The sequence below is a fragment of the Pseudomonas sp. W22_MBD1_FP4 genome (genome assembly GCF_052113765.1).
Classification (GTDB): Bacteria; Pseudomonadota; Gammaproteobacteria; order Pseudomonadales; family Pseudomonadaceae; genus Aquipseudomonas; species Aquipseudomonas sivasensis.
On sequence record NZ_JBGQOI010000036.1, the window covers coordinates 1 to 14,498 of the forward strand.

A 14,498-nucleotide genomic window follows, 5' to 3' on the forward strand; every position below is an offset into this window, starting at 1 on the left:
TGATGGCGGCTGGCTGGCCCAATAAAAACAGACACTGGCGTTCTAAATTGTGGGAGGGGGCTTGCTCCCGATGGCGGTGGGTCAGTACCACACGGGCTAGCTGGTACTCCGCTATCGGGAACAAGCCCCCTCCCACAGTAGAATTCTATTGTTTTGAAGACTTGCATAAAAACAAGAGACCTTGCTGATGTCCGAGATCCTCTGGCACCCCTCACCGGAACGCATCCGCCACACGCGGATGGACCAGTTCCGCCGCTTCATCAACGACCGCCACGCCTTGCAACTGGGCGACTACCCCGCCCTCCACCAATGGAGCATCGACCAGCGGCCGGACTTCTGGCAGGCGATCGTCGCCTACTTCGACGTGCAGTTTCGCAGCCCGCCCGGCGCGGTACTGATCGAAGGCGCCGAGATGCCCAGCGCCCAGTGGTTTCCCGGCGCGACCCTGAATTTCGCCGAGCACCTGCTGCGTCGGCGTGACCACCACCCGGCCGTGGTCGCAATCAGCGAAGACGGCCAGCGCGAACAACTCACCTACGCCGAACTGGCCGCACACGTCGCCGGCCTGCAAAACAGTCTGCGGTCGGCTGGCGTCGGCATCGGTGACCGGGTGGCGGCGTGCATGCCCAACACCTGGCAAACCCTGGTGGGCATGCTCGCCACCACCAGCCTGGGCGCAATCTGGTCGTGCTCCTCGCCGGACTTCGGCACCCAAGGCGTGATCGACCGGTTCGGCCAGATCGAGCCCAAGGTGCTTATTACCTGCGCCGGTTATCGGTACGCCGGAAAACCCATCGACCAAAGCGCCAAACTCAATGAAATCCTCGAACGGCTGCCGTCCCTGGAGCAGTTGATTGTGGTGCCGTACGCGCGGCCCGAGGCGCAGGTCGAGGACTACCGCACCCAGGCGAAGGTTGTGCTGTGGCAGGACTTTTACCAACCCGGCGGCGAGCCTGAGTTTGTCGCGGTGCCCTTCGATCATCCGCTGTACATCCTCTATTCCAGCGGCACCACCGGCGTGCCCAAGTGCATCATCCACAGCACCGGCGGCGTATTGCTTACACACCTCAAGGAACACGGCCTGCATGCCGATCTGTCCCGCGAGGACTGCCTGTTCTACTACACCACCTGCGGCTGGATGATGTGGAACTGGCTGGTCTCGGTACTGGCCATCGGCGCCTCGGCTGTACTGTATGACGGTTCACCCTTTCATCCCGGACCTGAGCGCCTGATCGACTTGATTGATGCCGAAAAGATCAGCGTGTTCGGCACCAGCCCAAAATTCCTCGCCACCCTGGAAAAGGCCGGGCTGCAACCACGCCTGAGCCACGACCTGGGCAGCCTCAAGGGGCTGATCTCGACCGGGTCGCCGCTGTCACCCCAGAGCTACGACTATGTGTACCGCGAGATCAAGGGCGAGCTGTGTTTATCGTCCATGTCCGGCGGCACCGATATCGTGTCCTGCTTTGTTATCGGCAACCCGGTGTTGCCGGTGCGCCGAGGCGAAATGCAGTGCAAGAGCCTGGCGATGGCCATTGAAGTGTGGGACGACCACGGCCAGCCGTTGGTCGGTGAAAAAGGCGAGCTGGTGTGTACCCGGCACTTCCCGGCCATGCCCATCGGTTTGTGGAATGACCCCGACCAGAAGAAGCTGCGCGCCTCGTATTTCAGTCAGTTCCCCGGCGTGTGGGCCCAAGGCGACTACGCTGAGCAACGCCCGAATGGCAGCCTGCTGATTCACGGCCGCTCCGACGCGGTGCTCAACCCCGGCGGCGTGCGCATCGGCACGGCGGAGATCTATCGCCAAGTGGAGAAAGTCCCACAGGTACTGGAAAGCCTGGCCATCGGCCAACGCTGGCAAGACGACGTGCGCGTGGTGCTGTTTGTGCGCCTCGATGAGGGCATCGAGTTGGATGAGGCGTTGCAACAGCAGATCCGCCAAGTGATCCGCGCCAACACCACACCGCGCCATGTGCCGGCCAAAATCCTGGCTGTCAGCGATATCCCTCGTACCATCAGCGGCAAGATTGTCGAATTGGCGGTGCGCAATGTGGTGCATGGCGAGCCGGTCAAGAACACCGACGCCCTGGCCAACCCGCAGGCATTGGAACAGTTCCGCGACCGCCCGGAACTGGCATAAAGATGAAAGGATTCAGCGCTGACGCACTCATTTGAAGACAAACGCCGAATGCATGCTATTTTTCGGGGGTAGTCACCCATTCTCGACTCACGGGATAATGGGTGTTGTCATTTTTCAAAGCGTTACGCTCAGGGCTTTTTATGAAAGGAACATCCACCGGTAGCGACGCCGCTGCATTAATTGCGCGGCTGGACTGGGCACGAAGCCCACTCGGTGAGGCCAATGATTGGCCGCAAAGCCTGCGCACAGCGGTCGATATTGTCGTCCATTCGCCGATGCCCATGCTCCTGCTGTGGGGCAGCCAACTCACCCAACTCTACAACGACGGGTTCGCCCTGCTGGCCGGAAACAAACACCCCGAAGCCATGGGCCAACCGGCGCACCAGACGTGGCCAGAGCTGGAAAGCTTTACCGGCCCGGTCTACGACGCCGTGCTCAGCGGCCAGGTGCGCACCTTCAGCGAGCAGCGCTTTGTCCTGCAACGCAATAATCGCGACACGGAAATCTGGCTCGACCTGACCTACAGCCCGATCCGCGATGAAAGCGCCAACGTGGCCGGCATCCTCGTCACTGCCATTGAAACCAACGAGCGCCGCAAGGCCCAGCACAACACCGAGCAACGCTTGCAGCTTGCACTGGCGGCGACCGACGCCGTGGGCACCTGGGATTGGGACATCGGCGAGGATCACTTTATTGCCGACGCCCACTTCGCCTACCTGCACGGTGTCGACCCCGACGACGCGAACCGGCTGCCCATCAGCGATTACCTCCAAGGTGTGCATCCCGAAGACCGGGCCACGGTGGCGCGCAGTATCAAGCACTGCATCACCCACGGCACCGAATACGCTGAGGAATACCGCCTGCAGCAAGCCGATGGCCAGGTCCGCTGGGTGTTTGCCCGAGGCCGTTGCTACAAGGATCACCACGGCCGCCCCGCACGTTTCCTCGGTGCCGCCCTGGACCTGACCGAGCGCAAGCACACCGAACAGGCCCTGCGCCAAAGCCAGACCGAATTGCAGCTGATCATCAACGCCATGCCGGTGCTGATCGGCTACGTCGACCACGAGCAGCGCTTTCGCCTGAACAACAGCGCCTACCTTGATTGGTACGGCATGACGCCCCAGGAACTGTACGGCAAGAGCATCCGCGAAGTATTGGGCGACGAAGTGTATGCCGGGCGCGAACACCAGATCGCTGCCGCACTCAAGGGCAAGGCGTGCAGCTTCATGACCATCACGCCCCACCGCGACGGGCGTCCCCGCCATGCGCTGATGAAATACTTGCCGCGTTTCAGCAATGACGGCTCGGTCAATGGTTTCTACATCTTTGTGATTGACGAGACCGAACGCAAACTCACCGAAGAAGCCCTGCGTCACCTCAACGATAACCTGGAAGAACGCGTGGCTGAGCGCACCCAGGCCCTGGCCGAGGCCAACCAACGCCTGCAAAACGAGATGTTCGAGCGCGAGCGCGCCGAAGATGCATTGCGCCATGCGCAGAAAATGGAAGCGTTGGGCCAGCTCACCGGCGGCATCGCCCACGATTTCAACAACATGCTCACCGGCATTATCGGCAGCCTGGACCTGATGCAGCGCTATATCGTCGCTGGGCGCAGCGAGGAAATCGGGCGCTTTACCGATGCCGCCGTGTCGTCGGCTCACCGCGCTGCCGCCCTCACTCACCGCCTGTTAGCGTTTTCGCGGCGCCAGTCACTGGACCGTCGCCCCACCGACCCCAATCAGCTAGTAGCGTCCCTGGAGGACCTGTTCCAGCGCACCAAAGGCGCGCATATCACGCTCAAGGTGCAACTGGGTCAAGACATCTGGCCAGTCAACACCGACGCCAGCCAGCTGGAAAACGCCCTGCTCAACCTGGTGATCAACGCCCGCGACGCCATGCCCGACGGCGGCGAATTGTTGATTGAAACCGCCAACAGCTACCTGGACGGCACCGACATAACCACCCTCGAACCGGTCAAGGCCGGCGACTACGTGATGCTCGGTGTGTGCGACAACGGCACCGGCATGGCACCAAAAATCCTCGCCAAAGCATTCGATCCTTTTTTCACCACCAAACCCATCGGCCAGGGCACCGGCCTGGGCCTGTCGATGATTTACGGGTTTGCCCAGCAGTCCGGCGGCCACGTCACGATCCAGAGCGAACCTGGCCAGGGCACCTGCGTGCGCCTGTACCTGCCACGCCTGCATGGCACCGCACTGGAAAGCAACCTGCCCGCCAGCCTCGGCGAAGTGCCGGTGGCACTGGCCGGTGAAGCAGTCGTGGTGGTTGAAGACGACGCGGCGGTGCGCATGCTGGTGGTGAATGTGCTGGATGAATTGGGCTACACCGCGCATCAGGCAGCGGATTCACGCACCGCGTTGCCACTGCTGGAGTCGGATCTGCGCGTGGACCTGCTGGTGACCGACGTCGGCCTGCCGGGCATGAACGGCCGGCAACTGGCGGAGATTGCCCGCCAGCATCGCCCAGGCTTGAAGGTGCTGTTCATGACCGGCTACGCCGAAAAAGCCGCCGAGCGCCAGGGCTTCCTGGAAGATGGGATGGACATGGTGGCCAAGCCGTTTTCCATCGACCTGCTGGCGACTAAAATCCGCAGCATGATCAACGTAGCCGAATGAGTTCAGGCATAATCGCGCGCCGTCGCACACCTGGTAGAGACCAATGAAAGCCCAAGCCCGTCATATCCTGGTGAAAACCAGTGAAGAAGCCGAACAACTCAAGCAGCGCATTGCCAAGGGCGAAGCCTTTGATGTGTTGGCCAAGAAGTACTCCACCTGCCCGTCGGGCAAACGTGGCGGCGATTTGGGTGAAGTGCGGCCGGGGCAGATGGTCGGGGCGATTGATGCGGTGATTTTCAAGAAGCCGGTGAAGGTGGTTCACGGGCCGATCAAGAGCAAGTTTGGGTATCACTTGGTGCAGGTGTTTTACCGCGACTGAGGCTTTGACTTAAGACCGCTATCGGGGGCAAGCCCCCTCCCACAGGGATCGCATTCCTCCAGATGAAATGCGGTCACGTGTGGGCCCGATCCGCCGCGGGCGGCCACTCACTTAGTCTCTGGGAATAAGCGCACCCGGTACCTGGATGACCCGGCTCGCCAACCGATGCCCCGCCAACGCAGCCTCCTCCGGCGAATCACCCTTGAGCCGCCCGGCCAGATACGCCGCACTGAACGAATCCCCCGCCGCCGTGGTGTCCACCACCTTCTCGACCTTCAACGCCGGCACCGCAAAGCGCTCCCGCGCACAGCGGATCAAACACGCATCCGCCCCACGTTTGAGCACCACTTCCTCAATCGCCGGATAGGCCGCAAACACCTGCTCGCTGTCGGCATAGCCAAACAGAGCGCGCTCGTCATCCTCGGTGAGCAAGGCGATATCTACCTCGGCCAAAACCGTGCGATAAGCCGCACGCGCCGCCTCGACACTGGCCCACAAACGCGGCCGGTAGTTGTTATCGAACACCACCGTAGCGCCGCGTCGGCGCGCGTCAACCAGCGCTTGCAGCAAACGCTCGCGCCCAACCTCCCCCAGCACCGCCAGGGTAATGCCGCTGAAATAGACCACGTCATAGGCCGGCAACGCGGCCAGGATGGGCTCGGCCGCCGGCGTGGTGAAACAGTCGCGCACCGCGGCTTCGTTGCGCCAGTAGAGGAATTTACGCTCGCCGTTGGCGTCGGTCTGAATGCAGTACAAGCCCGGCAACCGCCCCGGCAGGCGCTGGACCAAGCCCAGCCCCAGGCCTTCGTCGGTCCATTGCTGGCACATGGCGTCGCTGAAGCTGTCATCGCCCAAGGCGGTGACGTAATCGACGCTGCCGATCGGGCCCAACTCACGGCGCAGGTACACCGCCGTGTTCAGGGTGTCGCCGCCGAAGCTTTGTTGCAGGCTACCGTCGGCGCGGTGTTGCAGTTCGATCATGCATTCACCGATGAGGGCGATGCGTGGATGGGTGGTCATGGCTGCTGTCTCGGGGGGGGGCTGATGGCCTCATCGGGGGCAAGCCCCCTCCCACATTTGAAATGTGTTCACACATCAAAGTATGGGAGGGGGCTTGCCTCCGATAGGAGCGACGCGATCTAGAAGCAGGTATGCAGGGACTCGATCACCTGCAACTGTTCATCCACCAGGCAACCCACCTGCCACTTGTCAAACGTCAGGCAAGGATGGGAAGTGCCAAAGGAAATGATGTCGCCAATGCGCAGTTCAACCCCAGGCGCCACGACCATGAACGCATGCTGGTCCATCACGGCCGTGACCTTGCACGCGCTCACATCATCGCCTTGCGCCGGCACAATACCGGCCTTGTAGCGCTTGAGTGGCACCGGCAACCCGGCGTCGTAGGCCACGTCGCGCTTACCGAGGGCGATCACCGCAAAACCGGGCTCAGGCAACGACTGCACATGAGCCCAGACTTCCAGGGCCGGGCGCAGGCCTTCACTGAGGTCGCTGCGGCGGTCGAGTACGCAGCATTGAGCTTCTTTGTAGATGCCATGGTCGTGGGCCACATAACTGCCGGGGCGCAATACGCTGAGGAAGCGGCCGGCGGCGTTCTGCGCTTCAAAGGATTCGGCGATCAGGTCGTACCACGCCGAACCCGACGCTGTGACGATCGGCTTGGCCAAGTCGAAAGAACCGTTGTTCTGCAAGTCCACCGCCAGGCGCACCAGGCTGGCGGCGAAGTCGCGGATGCCGCTGACGGCGTGCTCGCCATGGATCACGCCTTCGTAGCCTTCAATACCGGTGAGGGCCAGGGCCGGCTGGGCCTTGATCGCCTTGGCCAGGTCGCGCACTTCCTGCTCGCTGCGGCAACCGCAACGGCCGCCAACCACGCCGTACTCGATCATCACGTTCAGGCGCAGGCCACGGGCGGCGAAGAACAGACCCAGGTCGGCGACGTTGTCCGGGTGGTCGACCATGCAGTGGAAGTCAAAATCCTTGTCCGCCAGCAGGTCAGCGATCAACGCCATGTTCGGCGCGCCCACCAGTTGGTTGGCCATCAACACACGGCGCACACCCCCGGCATAGGCGGCGCGGGTCTGCACGGCGTTGGCCAGGGTAATACCCCAGGCGCCCTGGGCGATCTGACGCTGGAACAGTGCCGGCATCATGCTGGTCTTGCCATGGGGCGCGAGTTCGGCGCCGCTGTTGCTGACAAACTCCTGCATCCAACGGATGTTGTGTTCCAGGGCGTCGCGGTGCAGCACCAGGGCCGGCAGGCTGACGTCTCGGACCAGGTGGGCGCCGACGGCGGCGGCGCCTTTTTCAACGGCGTTGATGGCAGACATGTAAAGCTCCTATTCGTTGATGCGACGCGCCAGGTGATTGGCGCTGTCGATCAACACCCGGCGATAGTCGTTGTAGTTTTTTTGCGCATCGGCCCGAGGGGCGACGATGCACAGGGTCGCAATGCTGATGCCTTGCGCGTCCCGCACCGGGGCGGCAAAGCAATGGGTAAAGGTGTCGGCCACACTGTCGAAGGAAAAGAACCCATCGAGGGTAGCCTGACGGATTTGCGCGAGGAACGTTTCCAGCGGCAGACGCTGGCCGTCCGGCAGGATGAAGTCATCGTGGTCGATCAGGTCGACAATTTGCTGGTCACTCAGGTGCCCCAGCAACAGGCGCCCGGAGGCGGTCCAGGGGATCGGGGCGTTTTCGCCGATGTCCGAAGAAATCCGGAAATGCCGCTCGCCTTCGCGCATCAGCGCCACGGTGTATTTGCGCCCGTTGAGCAGGCACATCTGCGCGGTTTCATGGGTCTGGCTGACGATCTCCTGCAAGGCGTGATCGGCCTCGCGAGTCAGGTCGAAGTGTCGCAGGTGCGCCTGGCCGAGGAAGTACAACTGGCGACCGAGGTAGACGTGACCGTCCTTGCCCACGGTTTCCAGAATGCGGCGCTCCAGCAAGGATGCGACCAATTCATAGACGGTGGACTTGGGGCTGCCAATGCCGCTGGCGATATCATTCGGCCGCAGGGGCTGGCCGACTTCCTTGAGGAAATCAAGGATGTCGAATGCACGGTCCAGGCCTTTGGCGCGGCGTTTGATGGTGTCTTCGGTCATGGCAATTTCGGTCCGGTCGAAATGGTAGGGCTGGCGCAGGTCCACTGTGGGAGGGGGCTTGCCCCCGATGACGGCGTGTCAATCAACACCTCTGTTACTGATACACCGCTATCGGGGGCAAGCCCCCTCCCACATTTGATCTCTGGTGCTTAAGAGTGGGGCAATTTAGCCCTTTTTCTTGTAGGCCACACAATCAATCTCCACCTTGCAATCCACCATCATATTGGCCTGTACACAGGCCCGCGCCGGGGCATGTTCGGGTGTGAAGTATTCGCCGAAGACCTTGTTGAAACTCCAGAAGTCCCGAGGGTCTTCCAGCCATACGCCGACGCGCACTACGTCTTTGAGCTCGTAGCCGGCTTCTTCGAGGATCGCCACCACGTTGCGCATGGTCTGGCGGGTTTGTTCGATGATCCCGCCGGTGATGATTTCGCCGTCCACCGCAGGCACTTGGCCCGAGACGTACAGCCAACCGTCCGCTTCCACCGCGCGGGCGAAGGGACGAGGCTGGCCACCGCCGGCAGTACTGCCGGCTCCGTAACGAGTGATGCTCATAAAACGATGCTCCTGATTAAAAACGAATGTTCTTGAGAAATTCCGCCAGGCGCGGCGATTGAGGCCGCTCGAAGATATCCTTCGACGAGCCCTGCTCTTCAATCCGCCCCTGGTTCATGAATACGATCTTGTCCGAGACTTCATAGGCAAAGCGCATTTCGTGGGTGACCAGCAACATGGTCATGCCCTCTTCCGCCAGGCCTTTGATCACACTGAGCACTTCACCTACTAACTCCGGATCGAGGGCTGAGGTGACTTCGTCGAACAGCATCAAGCTGGGGTTCATCGCAATCGCACGGGCAATCGCGACACGCTGTTGCTGGCCGCCGGACAACTGGCTGGGGAAGTGATTGCGGCGCTCTAAAAGTCCTACGCGGTCCAGCCATTTTTCCGCCAAAGCCACGGCTTCATCCTTGCTCATCTTCTTGACCTTGAGCAGGCCCAGGGTGACGTTCTGCAAGGCGGTCAGGTGCGGAAACAGGTTGAACTGCTGGAACGCCATGCCGGTCATCGCCCGGTGCTGGGCGATGACGCGTTCGGGGTGGCGCACGCGCTTGCCGCCAATGTCGCTGTAGCCGATGGATTCGCCGTCCAGAGTGATCTGGCCGCCCTGGAACTCTTCCAGCAGGTTGACGCAACGCAGCAGCGTGGTCTTGCCCGAGCCGCTGGAACCGATCAAGGTCACTACGTTGCCGCGCTGCATGGACAGGTCGACGCCTTTGAGCACTTCCACATCGCCGTATTGTTTGCGCAGGCCGCGAATGTTCAGCAGCGGCTCGGTTGTTTGAGGTTGGTTCATGGCAAGGCCACCCGCTTTTCAATGTAGCGCCCGAATAACTCGATGGCGTAGTTGATGACAAAGAACATAAACCCGGCGAACAGGTAGAACTCCAGGGTCATGAAGGTACGTGCGATGACTTGCTGGGTACTGAGCAGCAACTCGGCCACGCCGATCACCGAGAGCAAGGTCGAGGCCTTGACGATCTCCGTGGAGGAATTGACCCAGGTCGGCAGGATCTGCCGCAATGCCTGGGGCAACAGCACGTAGGCCAGGGACTGGTAGAACGTAAGGCCAATCGCCTTACCCGCTTCCAGTTGCCCACGGGGAATGGCTTGCAGTGCGCCGCGCACGATTTCCGACACATGGGAGCCGCAGAACAGCGTGAGCCCGACGGCACCGGCCTGGAACGCGCTGATCTGCCAGCCGAGCGCCGGCAGCATGTAGAAACACGCCAACACCAACACGAACACCGGTGTGCCGCGGATCAAGTCCACATACAGGCGAAACGGCGCACGCATCCAGAATTTGCCGTAGGTCAGCACCAGCCCGGCGAAGATGCCGATCAGGGTGCCAAAGATAATCGCCAGCGCCGAGCAGTAGATGCTGGTCTGAAAGCCGGCCCAGAGGGTCTCTCGGGCTACCCACAACTCGTGTAGCCAACTGGGGGATTCGTACATAAAAACCCTCCTTAACGACGGATCGCCAGACGCTGTTCCAGGTAGCGGAGCAACATGGCAATGAGGTAACAGGCAGCCACGTAGAGCGCGGTCGTGACCAGCCAGGTTTCAATCACCCGGTAGCTTTCGACGTTGATCTTGCGGGCGTAATAGGTCAGCTCGGGCACCGCAATCGCAGCGGCGAGCGAGGTGTCCTTGAACAGCGAGATAAAGTTGTTCGAGAGCGCCGGCAGCACATTGCGCAACATCACCGGCACGGTGATATACGCACGGATACGCCACTCGCCGAGGCCAATCGCCAATCCGGCTTCACGCAGCCCCTTGGGAATATTCAACAGACCGGCGCGGAACACTTCGGTCAGGTAGGCACCGGCGTACAACGACAGCGTGATGATGAACGAGGGGATCTTGTCCAGCCGGATACCCAGGCTGGGCAAGGCGAAGTAGATCAACAGGATCAGCACCAGGATCGGGGTGTTGCGAATCACTGTCACATACACCGAGGCGAAGATGCGCAGCGCACGATGTTTGGACAGCATGGCAAACGCCATCAACAGGCCGATCACGCAGCCGATGGCGATCGACAGCAATGCCAGTTGCAGGCCAAGACCGAGCCCCGCCAGCAAGGTGTCGAAATCGCGCCACACGGCGGCAAAGTTCAACTGATAGTTCATGGTCGACAGTACCTAGTTGGGGCGCCTTGGCAGGCACCCCGGTTGTTCCGGATCACTTGAATTCAACAGGGAAACCAATCGCCGGTTCTGGCAGGTCGACACCGAACCACTGCTTGAACGAGGCTTTGTAGGTTGGGAATTCCACACCGGTCATGGCTTCATGCAGGGCAGTGTTGACGAAGTTCAGCCAGTCCTGATCACCACGCTTGACCGCGCACGCGTAGGTTTGCGGGCTCCAGGCGTAAGCCGGGCTGCGGTAGCGGCCGGGGTTCTGCACCATCAGGTATTTGACCGAGGATTGGTCGGTGGCGGCGGCATCGGCGCGACCGGAATTCACGGCCTGGTACATCAGGTCGACGCTGTCGTACTGGTCGACCTTGGCCTTGGGCAGCGCCTGGTGCACCAGTTCTTCGGCATACACGTTTTGCAGCACGGCCACGGTGACGCCATCGCCCGCCGCCTGCAGGTCTTCAATCTCTTTGTACTTGCTGTTGTTCGGCAGCAACAGGCCCACGCCTTCGCGGTAATAAGGCAGGGTGAACGCCACCTGCTGTGCACGGCTGGCGGTGACGGTGATGAACTGGCAGCTCATGTCGACTTTGTCCGTCAGCAGGTTGGGAATGCGCGCGTCAGACGACTGCACCACAAACTCGACCTTGCTCGGATCGTTGAACAAACCTTTGGCCACGATGCGGCCGATGTCGATATCAAACCCCTGCAACTTGCCATCCGCTCCCTGGAAGTGCCACGGCGCATTGGTACTGCCTGTACCCACGATCAAATGCCCACGTTTGAGCACGTTATCGAGCTTGCTGTCCGCCGCCTGCACAACGCCTGCGAGGGAAGCCGATGCGGCGAAGAGAAAAACACACGCTTTGAACACGGAAGGTCGGTGATGCATGACAAGCACTCCAGAAGTTGTGTATTCCGCTATACCGGAACTTAGTATGTAACAACGGAATAGACAGCAGAAAGTGTGCCATACGCGCTTAGCGAAAACTACGGCCTGGGTAAAGTCCTTGGTAATCAGATAGATAACGCGAGGCGTAAGATGCGGCGTTGCGCCAGCATCCGGATTCAGATTGCTACCCAAGGCCTCACAGGGGATCACAGCGCCATTGGCGTGCGTCACCGCCCCGTTACCGCGCACCCCGACGGTGCACCCGCCCCATGGAAAAATCCCTGTGCTGGACTAGCCTTTGGCACACACCCAACGACAAGGACTGCATTGCGATGAAGCTCAGTCTCACCCTGGTACTGCTTTCGTTTCTGGCCGCCGGCAGCGCTTCGGCCAACAACGACCGCCGCGAATGCAAAGAAGAATTGCGCAAGCTCAAAGAAGCCTTCGACATCAATTACAGCAGCCAAAACCACCACGGCTATCGCCGCGCCAAAGCGTCCAGTGACAATGAGGAATACCGCAAGTGCGCGAGTCAGGCACGCAAGGCCCGCGAACGCCTGGAGCGTGACGCGGACCTGTGAAGGTTGACAGTAGACGACGATGACCCTCGAGCTTACCGTTGGCAGAACCCCGCGCCGCTCGTAAGGAGATCATCATGGGGATTGCCACCGCGACCATTGCCAATGCCGAGGATTACCAGCGCGTACTGAGCACGTCGCGGCCGGTATTCCTGCTGTTTGTCTCAGATCACTGCCCGGGCTGCGCGATCTCCGGGCCGCTGTTCCAGAGGATTGCCCGCAAGTACCGCTCAGTGGTGAGCCTGGTACTTGATTGCGCGAAAACCCCGAGGCACCCGAAGGTTACGGGTACCCCAACGCTGCTGATTTATCTCAACGGCACACTGATGCAGACGTTCAGAGGGTTCGGCCCCGAGGACGAACAAGTGCAGACGATCGAAAACGCATTCATGCTCTATGCCCCCCACAAGCGTGCAAAACCACCTGCGTCACCCGCCGCTCCTCGACCGCAGCCACCGTCAGGCGCCAGCCCTCATGCTCCAGGCTATCGCCCACCACGGGCAGGCGGTCGAGCAGGCTCATCACCAACCCGGCCAGAGTCTGGTAATCCTCCGTCGCGACAACCTTGAAGCCGGTACGCTGACGAATCTGGGTCAGGTTCAAGGCGCCATTGGCACGGAAGCCATCGCCCTCTTCGACAATATCCGGCCCTTCGATCTCACTGGCATCCGGCAATTCACCGGCGATGGACTCGAGAATGTCGGTCATGCTCAACACGCCCATGAAGTCGCCGAATTCGTTGATCACAAAGGCGATGTGGGTCGATTCCTGACGCATCTGCTCCAGGGCGTTGAGGATCGAAAAACTCTCCAGCAGGTTGATCGCTCGACGCGCCAGGTGCTCTAGGTTCGGCTCGTTGCCGGCCAGGTATTCCTTGAGCAGTTCCTTTTTATGCACGAAGCCCAACGGCTCATCCACCACGCCGTTGCGGATCAACGGCAGGCGAGAGTAGGACGAATGCATCAATTTCAGGCGAATCGTGTCGGCATCGTCCGCCAGGTCGATAAAGTCGACCTTGGCCCGCGGCGTCATCAAGGTACGAATCGGCCGCTCGGCCAGTTGCAGCACGCCACTGATCATCACGCGTTCACGTCGATCAAACAGCGGGCCCTGATTGGCATCTGTCTCGCCCAGCAAGTCGGCCACGTCTTCGCCCACCTCTTCTACCGCCAGGCTGCGACCGCCGAGCAAGCGCATCACCGCATGGGCAGTACGCTCGCGCACCGGCAACACACCCTGCGCCGATTTCTTGCGACGGGCGCGGGCAATCTGGTTGAACACTTCGATCAGGATCGAGAAGCCAATGGCTGCGTACAGGTAACCCTTCGGAATATGGAAACCCAGGCCTTCGGCGGTCAGCGCAAAACCGATCATCATCAGGAAGCCCAGGCACAGCATGATCACTGTGGGATGGGCGTTCACGAAGCGCGTCAGCGGCTTGCTCGCCACGATCATCAGGCCGATGGAAATGATCACCGCGATCATCATCACCGCCAGCTCATCCACCATGCCCACGGCGGTAATCACCGCATCCAGGGAGAACACCGCATCAAGCACCACGATCTGCGCCACGATCGGCCAGAACATCGCATACGCCACGTTGCCCGTGCGCTGAGCCACATGCCCTTCAAGGCGCTCGTGCAATTCCATGGTGGCCTTGAACAGCAGGAATACACCACCGAACAGCATGATCAGGTCACGACCGGAGAAACTCTTGTCGAACACCTCGAAAAGCGGCTGGGTGAGGGTCACCAACCACGAAATACTCGCCAGCAGGCCAAGGCGCATCAGCAATGCCAGGGACAAACCGATCAACCGCGCACGGTCACGCTGCTCCGGTGGCAACTTGTCCGCCAGGATCGCGATAAACACCAGGTTGTCGATACCCAGCACCAGTTCCAGCACAATCAAGGTCAACAGGCCGAGCCAGGCCGTTGGATCCGCTAACCATTCCATTTATATAAATCTCTATCTAGGTTTCAGAATGCCGGACACGGCAAAGCGCGGTCAGTGGACCGGAACAAGGTTAGCAGTCGGAATACGGGATGTTTCAGCGGGAACGGCAGCAGCGGATGTCTTGGGGAAAGACGACTGGGGGGCTCCGAGAGGGTGTTC

General features: G+C 60.8%; 13 protein-coding genes and 1 pseudogene. 5 read left to right on the forward strand and 9 right to left on the reverse strand.

All coding sequences use genetic code 11. From position 1 onward, the window contains the following. Window positions 1-187: 187 nt before the first annotated feature. The 3 genes from ACEN2T_RS28635 to ACEN2T_RS28645 all read left to right on the forward strand — a co-directional run bounded on the left by ACEN2T_RS28635 (window position 188) and on the right by ACEN2T_RS28645 (window position 5,095). Entirely contained in the window at window positions 188-2,140 is a 1,953-nt protein-coding gene (locus ACEN2T_RS28635) for an acetoacetate--CoA ligase (RefSeq protein ID WP_442117921.1), read from the forward strand. A 140-nt stretch (window positions 2,141-2,280) separates the two neighbouring features. After that, the gene (locus tag ACEN2T_RS28640) at window positions 2,281-4,776 is read left to right on the forward strand and encodes a PAS domain-containing protein (RefSeq protein WP_032886541.1); all 2,496 of its coding nucleotides are present in this window, start codon (window positions 2,281-2,283) and stop codon (window positions 4,774-4,776) included. A gap of 43 nt (window positions 4,777-4,819) precedes the next feature. Then, window positions 4,820-5,095, forward strand: a complete 276-nt coding sequence (locus ACEN2T_RS28645) for a peptidylprolyl isomerase (protein ID WP_003174397.1) — start codon at window positions 4,820-4,822, stop codon at window positions 5,093-5,095. Between the two features lie 111 nt (window positions 5,096-5,206). Here the strand turns inward: ACEN2T_RS28645 and ACEN2T_RS28650 are convergent, their stop codons facing one another. The 8 genes from ACEN2T_RS28650 to ACEN2T_RS28685 form a co-directional block, all read right to left on the reverse strand. Next, entirely contained in the window at window positions 5,207-6,115 is a 909-nt protein-coding gene (locus ACEN2T_RS28650) for a sugar kinase (RefSeq protein WP_442117922.1), read from the reverse strand. Between the two features lie 119 nt (window positions 6,116-6,234). After that, window positions 6,235-7,443 (reverse strand): amino acid deaminase, encoded by a 1,209-nt coding sequence (locus tag ACEN2T_RS28655; RefSeq protein WP_122753073.1) that lies wholly within the window; start codon window positions 7,441-7,443, stop codon window positions 6,235-6,237. Between the two features lie 9 nt (window positions 7,444-7,452). After that, window positions 7,453-8,217 (reverse strand): IclR family transcriptional regulator, encoded by a 765-nt coding sequence (locus ACEN2T_RS28660; RefSeq protein WP_032886547.1) that lies wholly within the window; start codon window positions 8,215-8,217, stop codon window positions 7,453-7,455. Window positions 8,218-8,382: 165 nt separating this feature from the next. Next, window positions 8,383-8,772, reverse strand: coding sequence for a RidA family protein (locus tag ACEN2T_RS28665; RefSeq protein WP_010210958.1), 390 nt, complete (start codon window positions 8,770-8,772; stop codon window positions 8,383-8,385). Window positions 8,773-8,788: 16 nt separating this feature from the next. Continuing rightward, window positions 8,789-9,571, reverse strand: coding sequence for an amino acid ABC transporter ATP-binding protein (locus ACEN2T_RS28670; RefSeq protein WP_442117923.1), 783 nt, complete (start codon window positions 9,569-9,571; stop codon window positions 8,789-8,791). Next, entirely contained in the window at window positions 9,568-10,230 is a 663-nt protein-coding gene (locus ACEN2T_RS28675) for an amino acid ABC transporter permease (protein WP_095184540.1), read from the reverse strand. Before ACEN2T_RS28675 ends, ACEN2T_RS28670 begins: the two co-directional genes overlap by 4 nt. Window positions 10,231-10,241: 11 nt before the next feature. Continuing rightward, complete coding sequence (locus ACEN2T_RS28680) at window positions 10,242-10,904, reverse strand: amino acid ABC transporter permease (protein WP_065878346.1); 663 nt, start codon at window positions 10,902-10,904, stop codon at window positions 10,242-10,244. A 52-nt stretch (window positions 10,905-10,956) separates the two neighbouring features. Beyond that, on the reverse strand, window positions 10,957-11,805 hold the full coding sequence (locus ACEN2T_RS28685; protein ID WP_032886556.1) for a transporter substrate-binding domain-containing protein: 849 nt from the start codon (window positions 11,803-11,805) through the stop codon (window positions 10,957-10,959). A gap of 332 nt (window positions 11,806-12,137) precedes the next feature. On the opposite strand from ACEN2T_RS28685, the gene ACEN2T_RS28690 reads away from it, so the two are divergent. Both ACEN2T_RS28690 and ACEN2T_RS28695 read left to right on the forward strand, forming a co-directional pair. Further along, window positions 12,138-12,386 carry a hypothetical protein gene (locus ACEN2T_RS28690; protein ID WP_181643346.1) on the forward strand — a complete coding sequence of 83 codons (249 nt, stop codon included), beginning with the start codon at window positions 12,138-12,140 and terminating at the stop codon, window positions 12,384-12,386. A 74-nt stretch (window positions 12,387-12,460) separates the two neighbouring features. Next, a pseudogene (locus ACEN2T_RS28695) lies at window positions 12,461-12,751 on the forward strand (thioredoxin family protein); the annotation flags it as partial. Window positions 12,752-12,770: 19 nt separating this feature from the next. Here ACEN2T_RS28695 and ACEN2T_RS28700 read toward each other — a convergent pair. Continuing rightward, entirely contained in the window at window positions 12,771-14,339 is a 1,569-nt protein-coding gene (locus ACEN2T_RS28700) for a TerC family protein (protein WP_233896819.1), read from the reverse strand. Window positions 14,340-14,498 lie beyond the last annotated feature (159 nt).

Coding starts and splice junctions, on each gene's coding strand:
- ACEN2T_RS28635 (WP_442117921.1), top strand. CDS start 188: ATGTCCGAGATCCTCTGGCACCCCTCACCGGAACGCATCCGCCACACG.
- ACEN2T_RS28640 (WP_032886541.1), top strand. CDS start 2,281: ATGAAAGGAACATCCACCGGTAGCGACGCCGCTGCATTAATTGCGCGG.
- ACEN2T_RS28645 (WP_003174397.1), top strand. CDS start 4,820: ATGAAAGCCCAAGCCCGTCATATCCTGGTGAAAACCAGTGAAGAAGCC.
- ACEN2T_RS28650 (WP_442117922.1), bottom strand. CDS start 6,115: ATGACCACCCATCCACGCATCGCCCTCATCGGTGAATGCATGATCGAA.
- ACEN2T_RS28655 (WP_122753073.1), bottom strand. CDS start 7,443: ATGTCTGCCATCAACGCCGTTGAAAAAGGCGCCGCCGCCGTCGGCGCC.
- ACEN2T_RS28660 (WP_032886547.1), bottom strand. CDS start 8,217: ATGACCGAAGACACCATCAAACGCCGCGCCAAAGGCCTGGACCGTGCA.
- ACEN2T_RS28665 (WP_010210958.1), bottom strand. CDS start 8,772: ATGAGCATCACTCGTTACGGAGCCGGCAGTACTGCCGGCGGTGGCCAG.
- ACEN2T_RS28670 (WP_442117923.1), bottom strand. CDS start 9,571: ATGAACCAACCTCAAACAACCGAGCCGCTGCTGAACATTCGCGGCCTG.
- ACEN2T_RS28675 (WP_095184540.1), bottom strand. CDS start 10,230: ATGTACGAATCCCCCAGTTGGCTACACGAGTTGTGGGTAGCCCGAGAG.
- ACEN2T_RS28680 (WP_065878346.1), bottom strand. CDS start 10,904: ATGAACTATCAGTTGAACTTTGCCGCCGTGTGGCGCGATTTCGACACC.
- ACEN2T_RS28685 (WP_032886556.1), bottom strand. CDS start 11,805: ATGCATCACCGACCTTCCGTGTTCAAAGCGTGTGTTTTTCTCTTCGCC.
- ACEN2T_RS28690 (WP_181643346.1), top strand. CDS start 12,138: ATGAAGCTCAGTCTCACCCTGGTACTGCTTTCGTTTCTGGCCGCCGGC.
- ACEN2T_RS28700 (WP_233896819.1), bottom strand. CDS start 14,339: ATGGAATGGTTAGCGGATCCAACGGCCTGGCTCGGCCTGTTGACCTTG.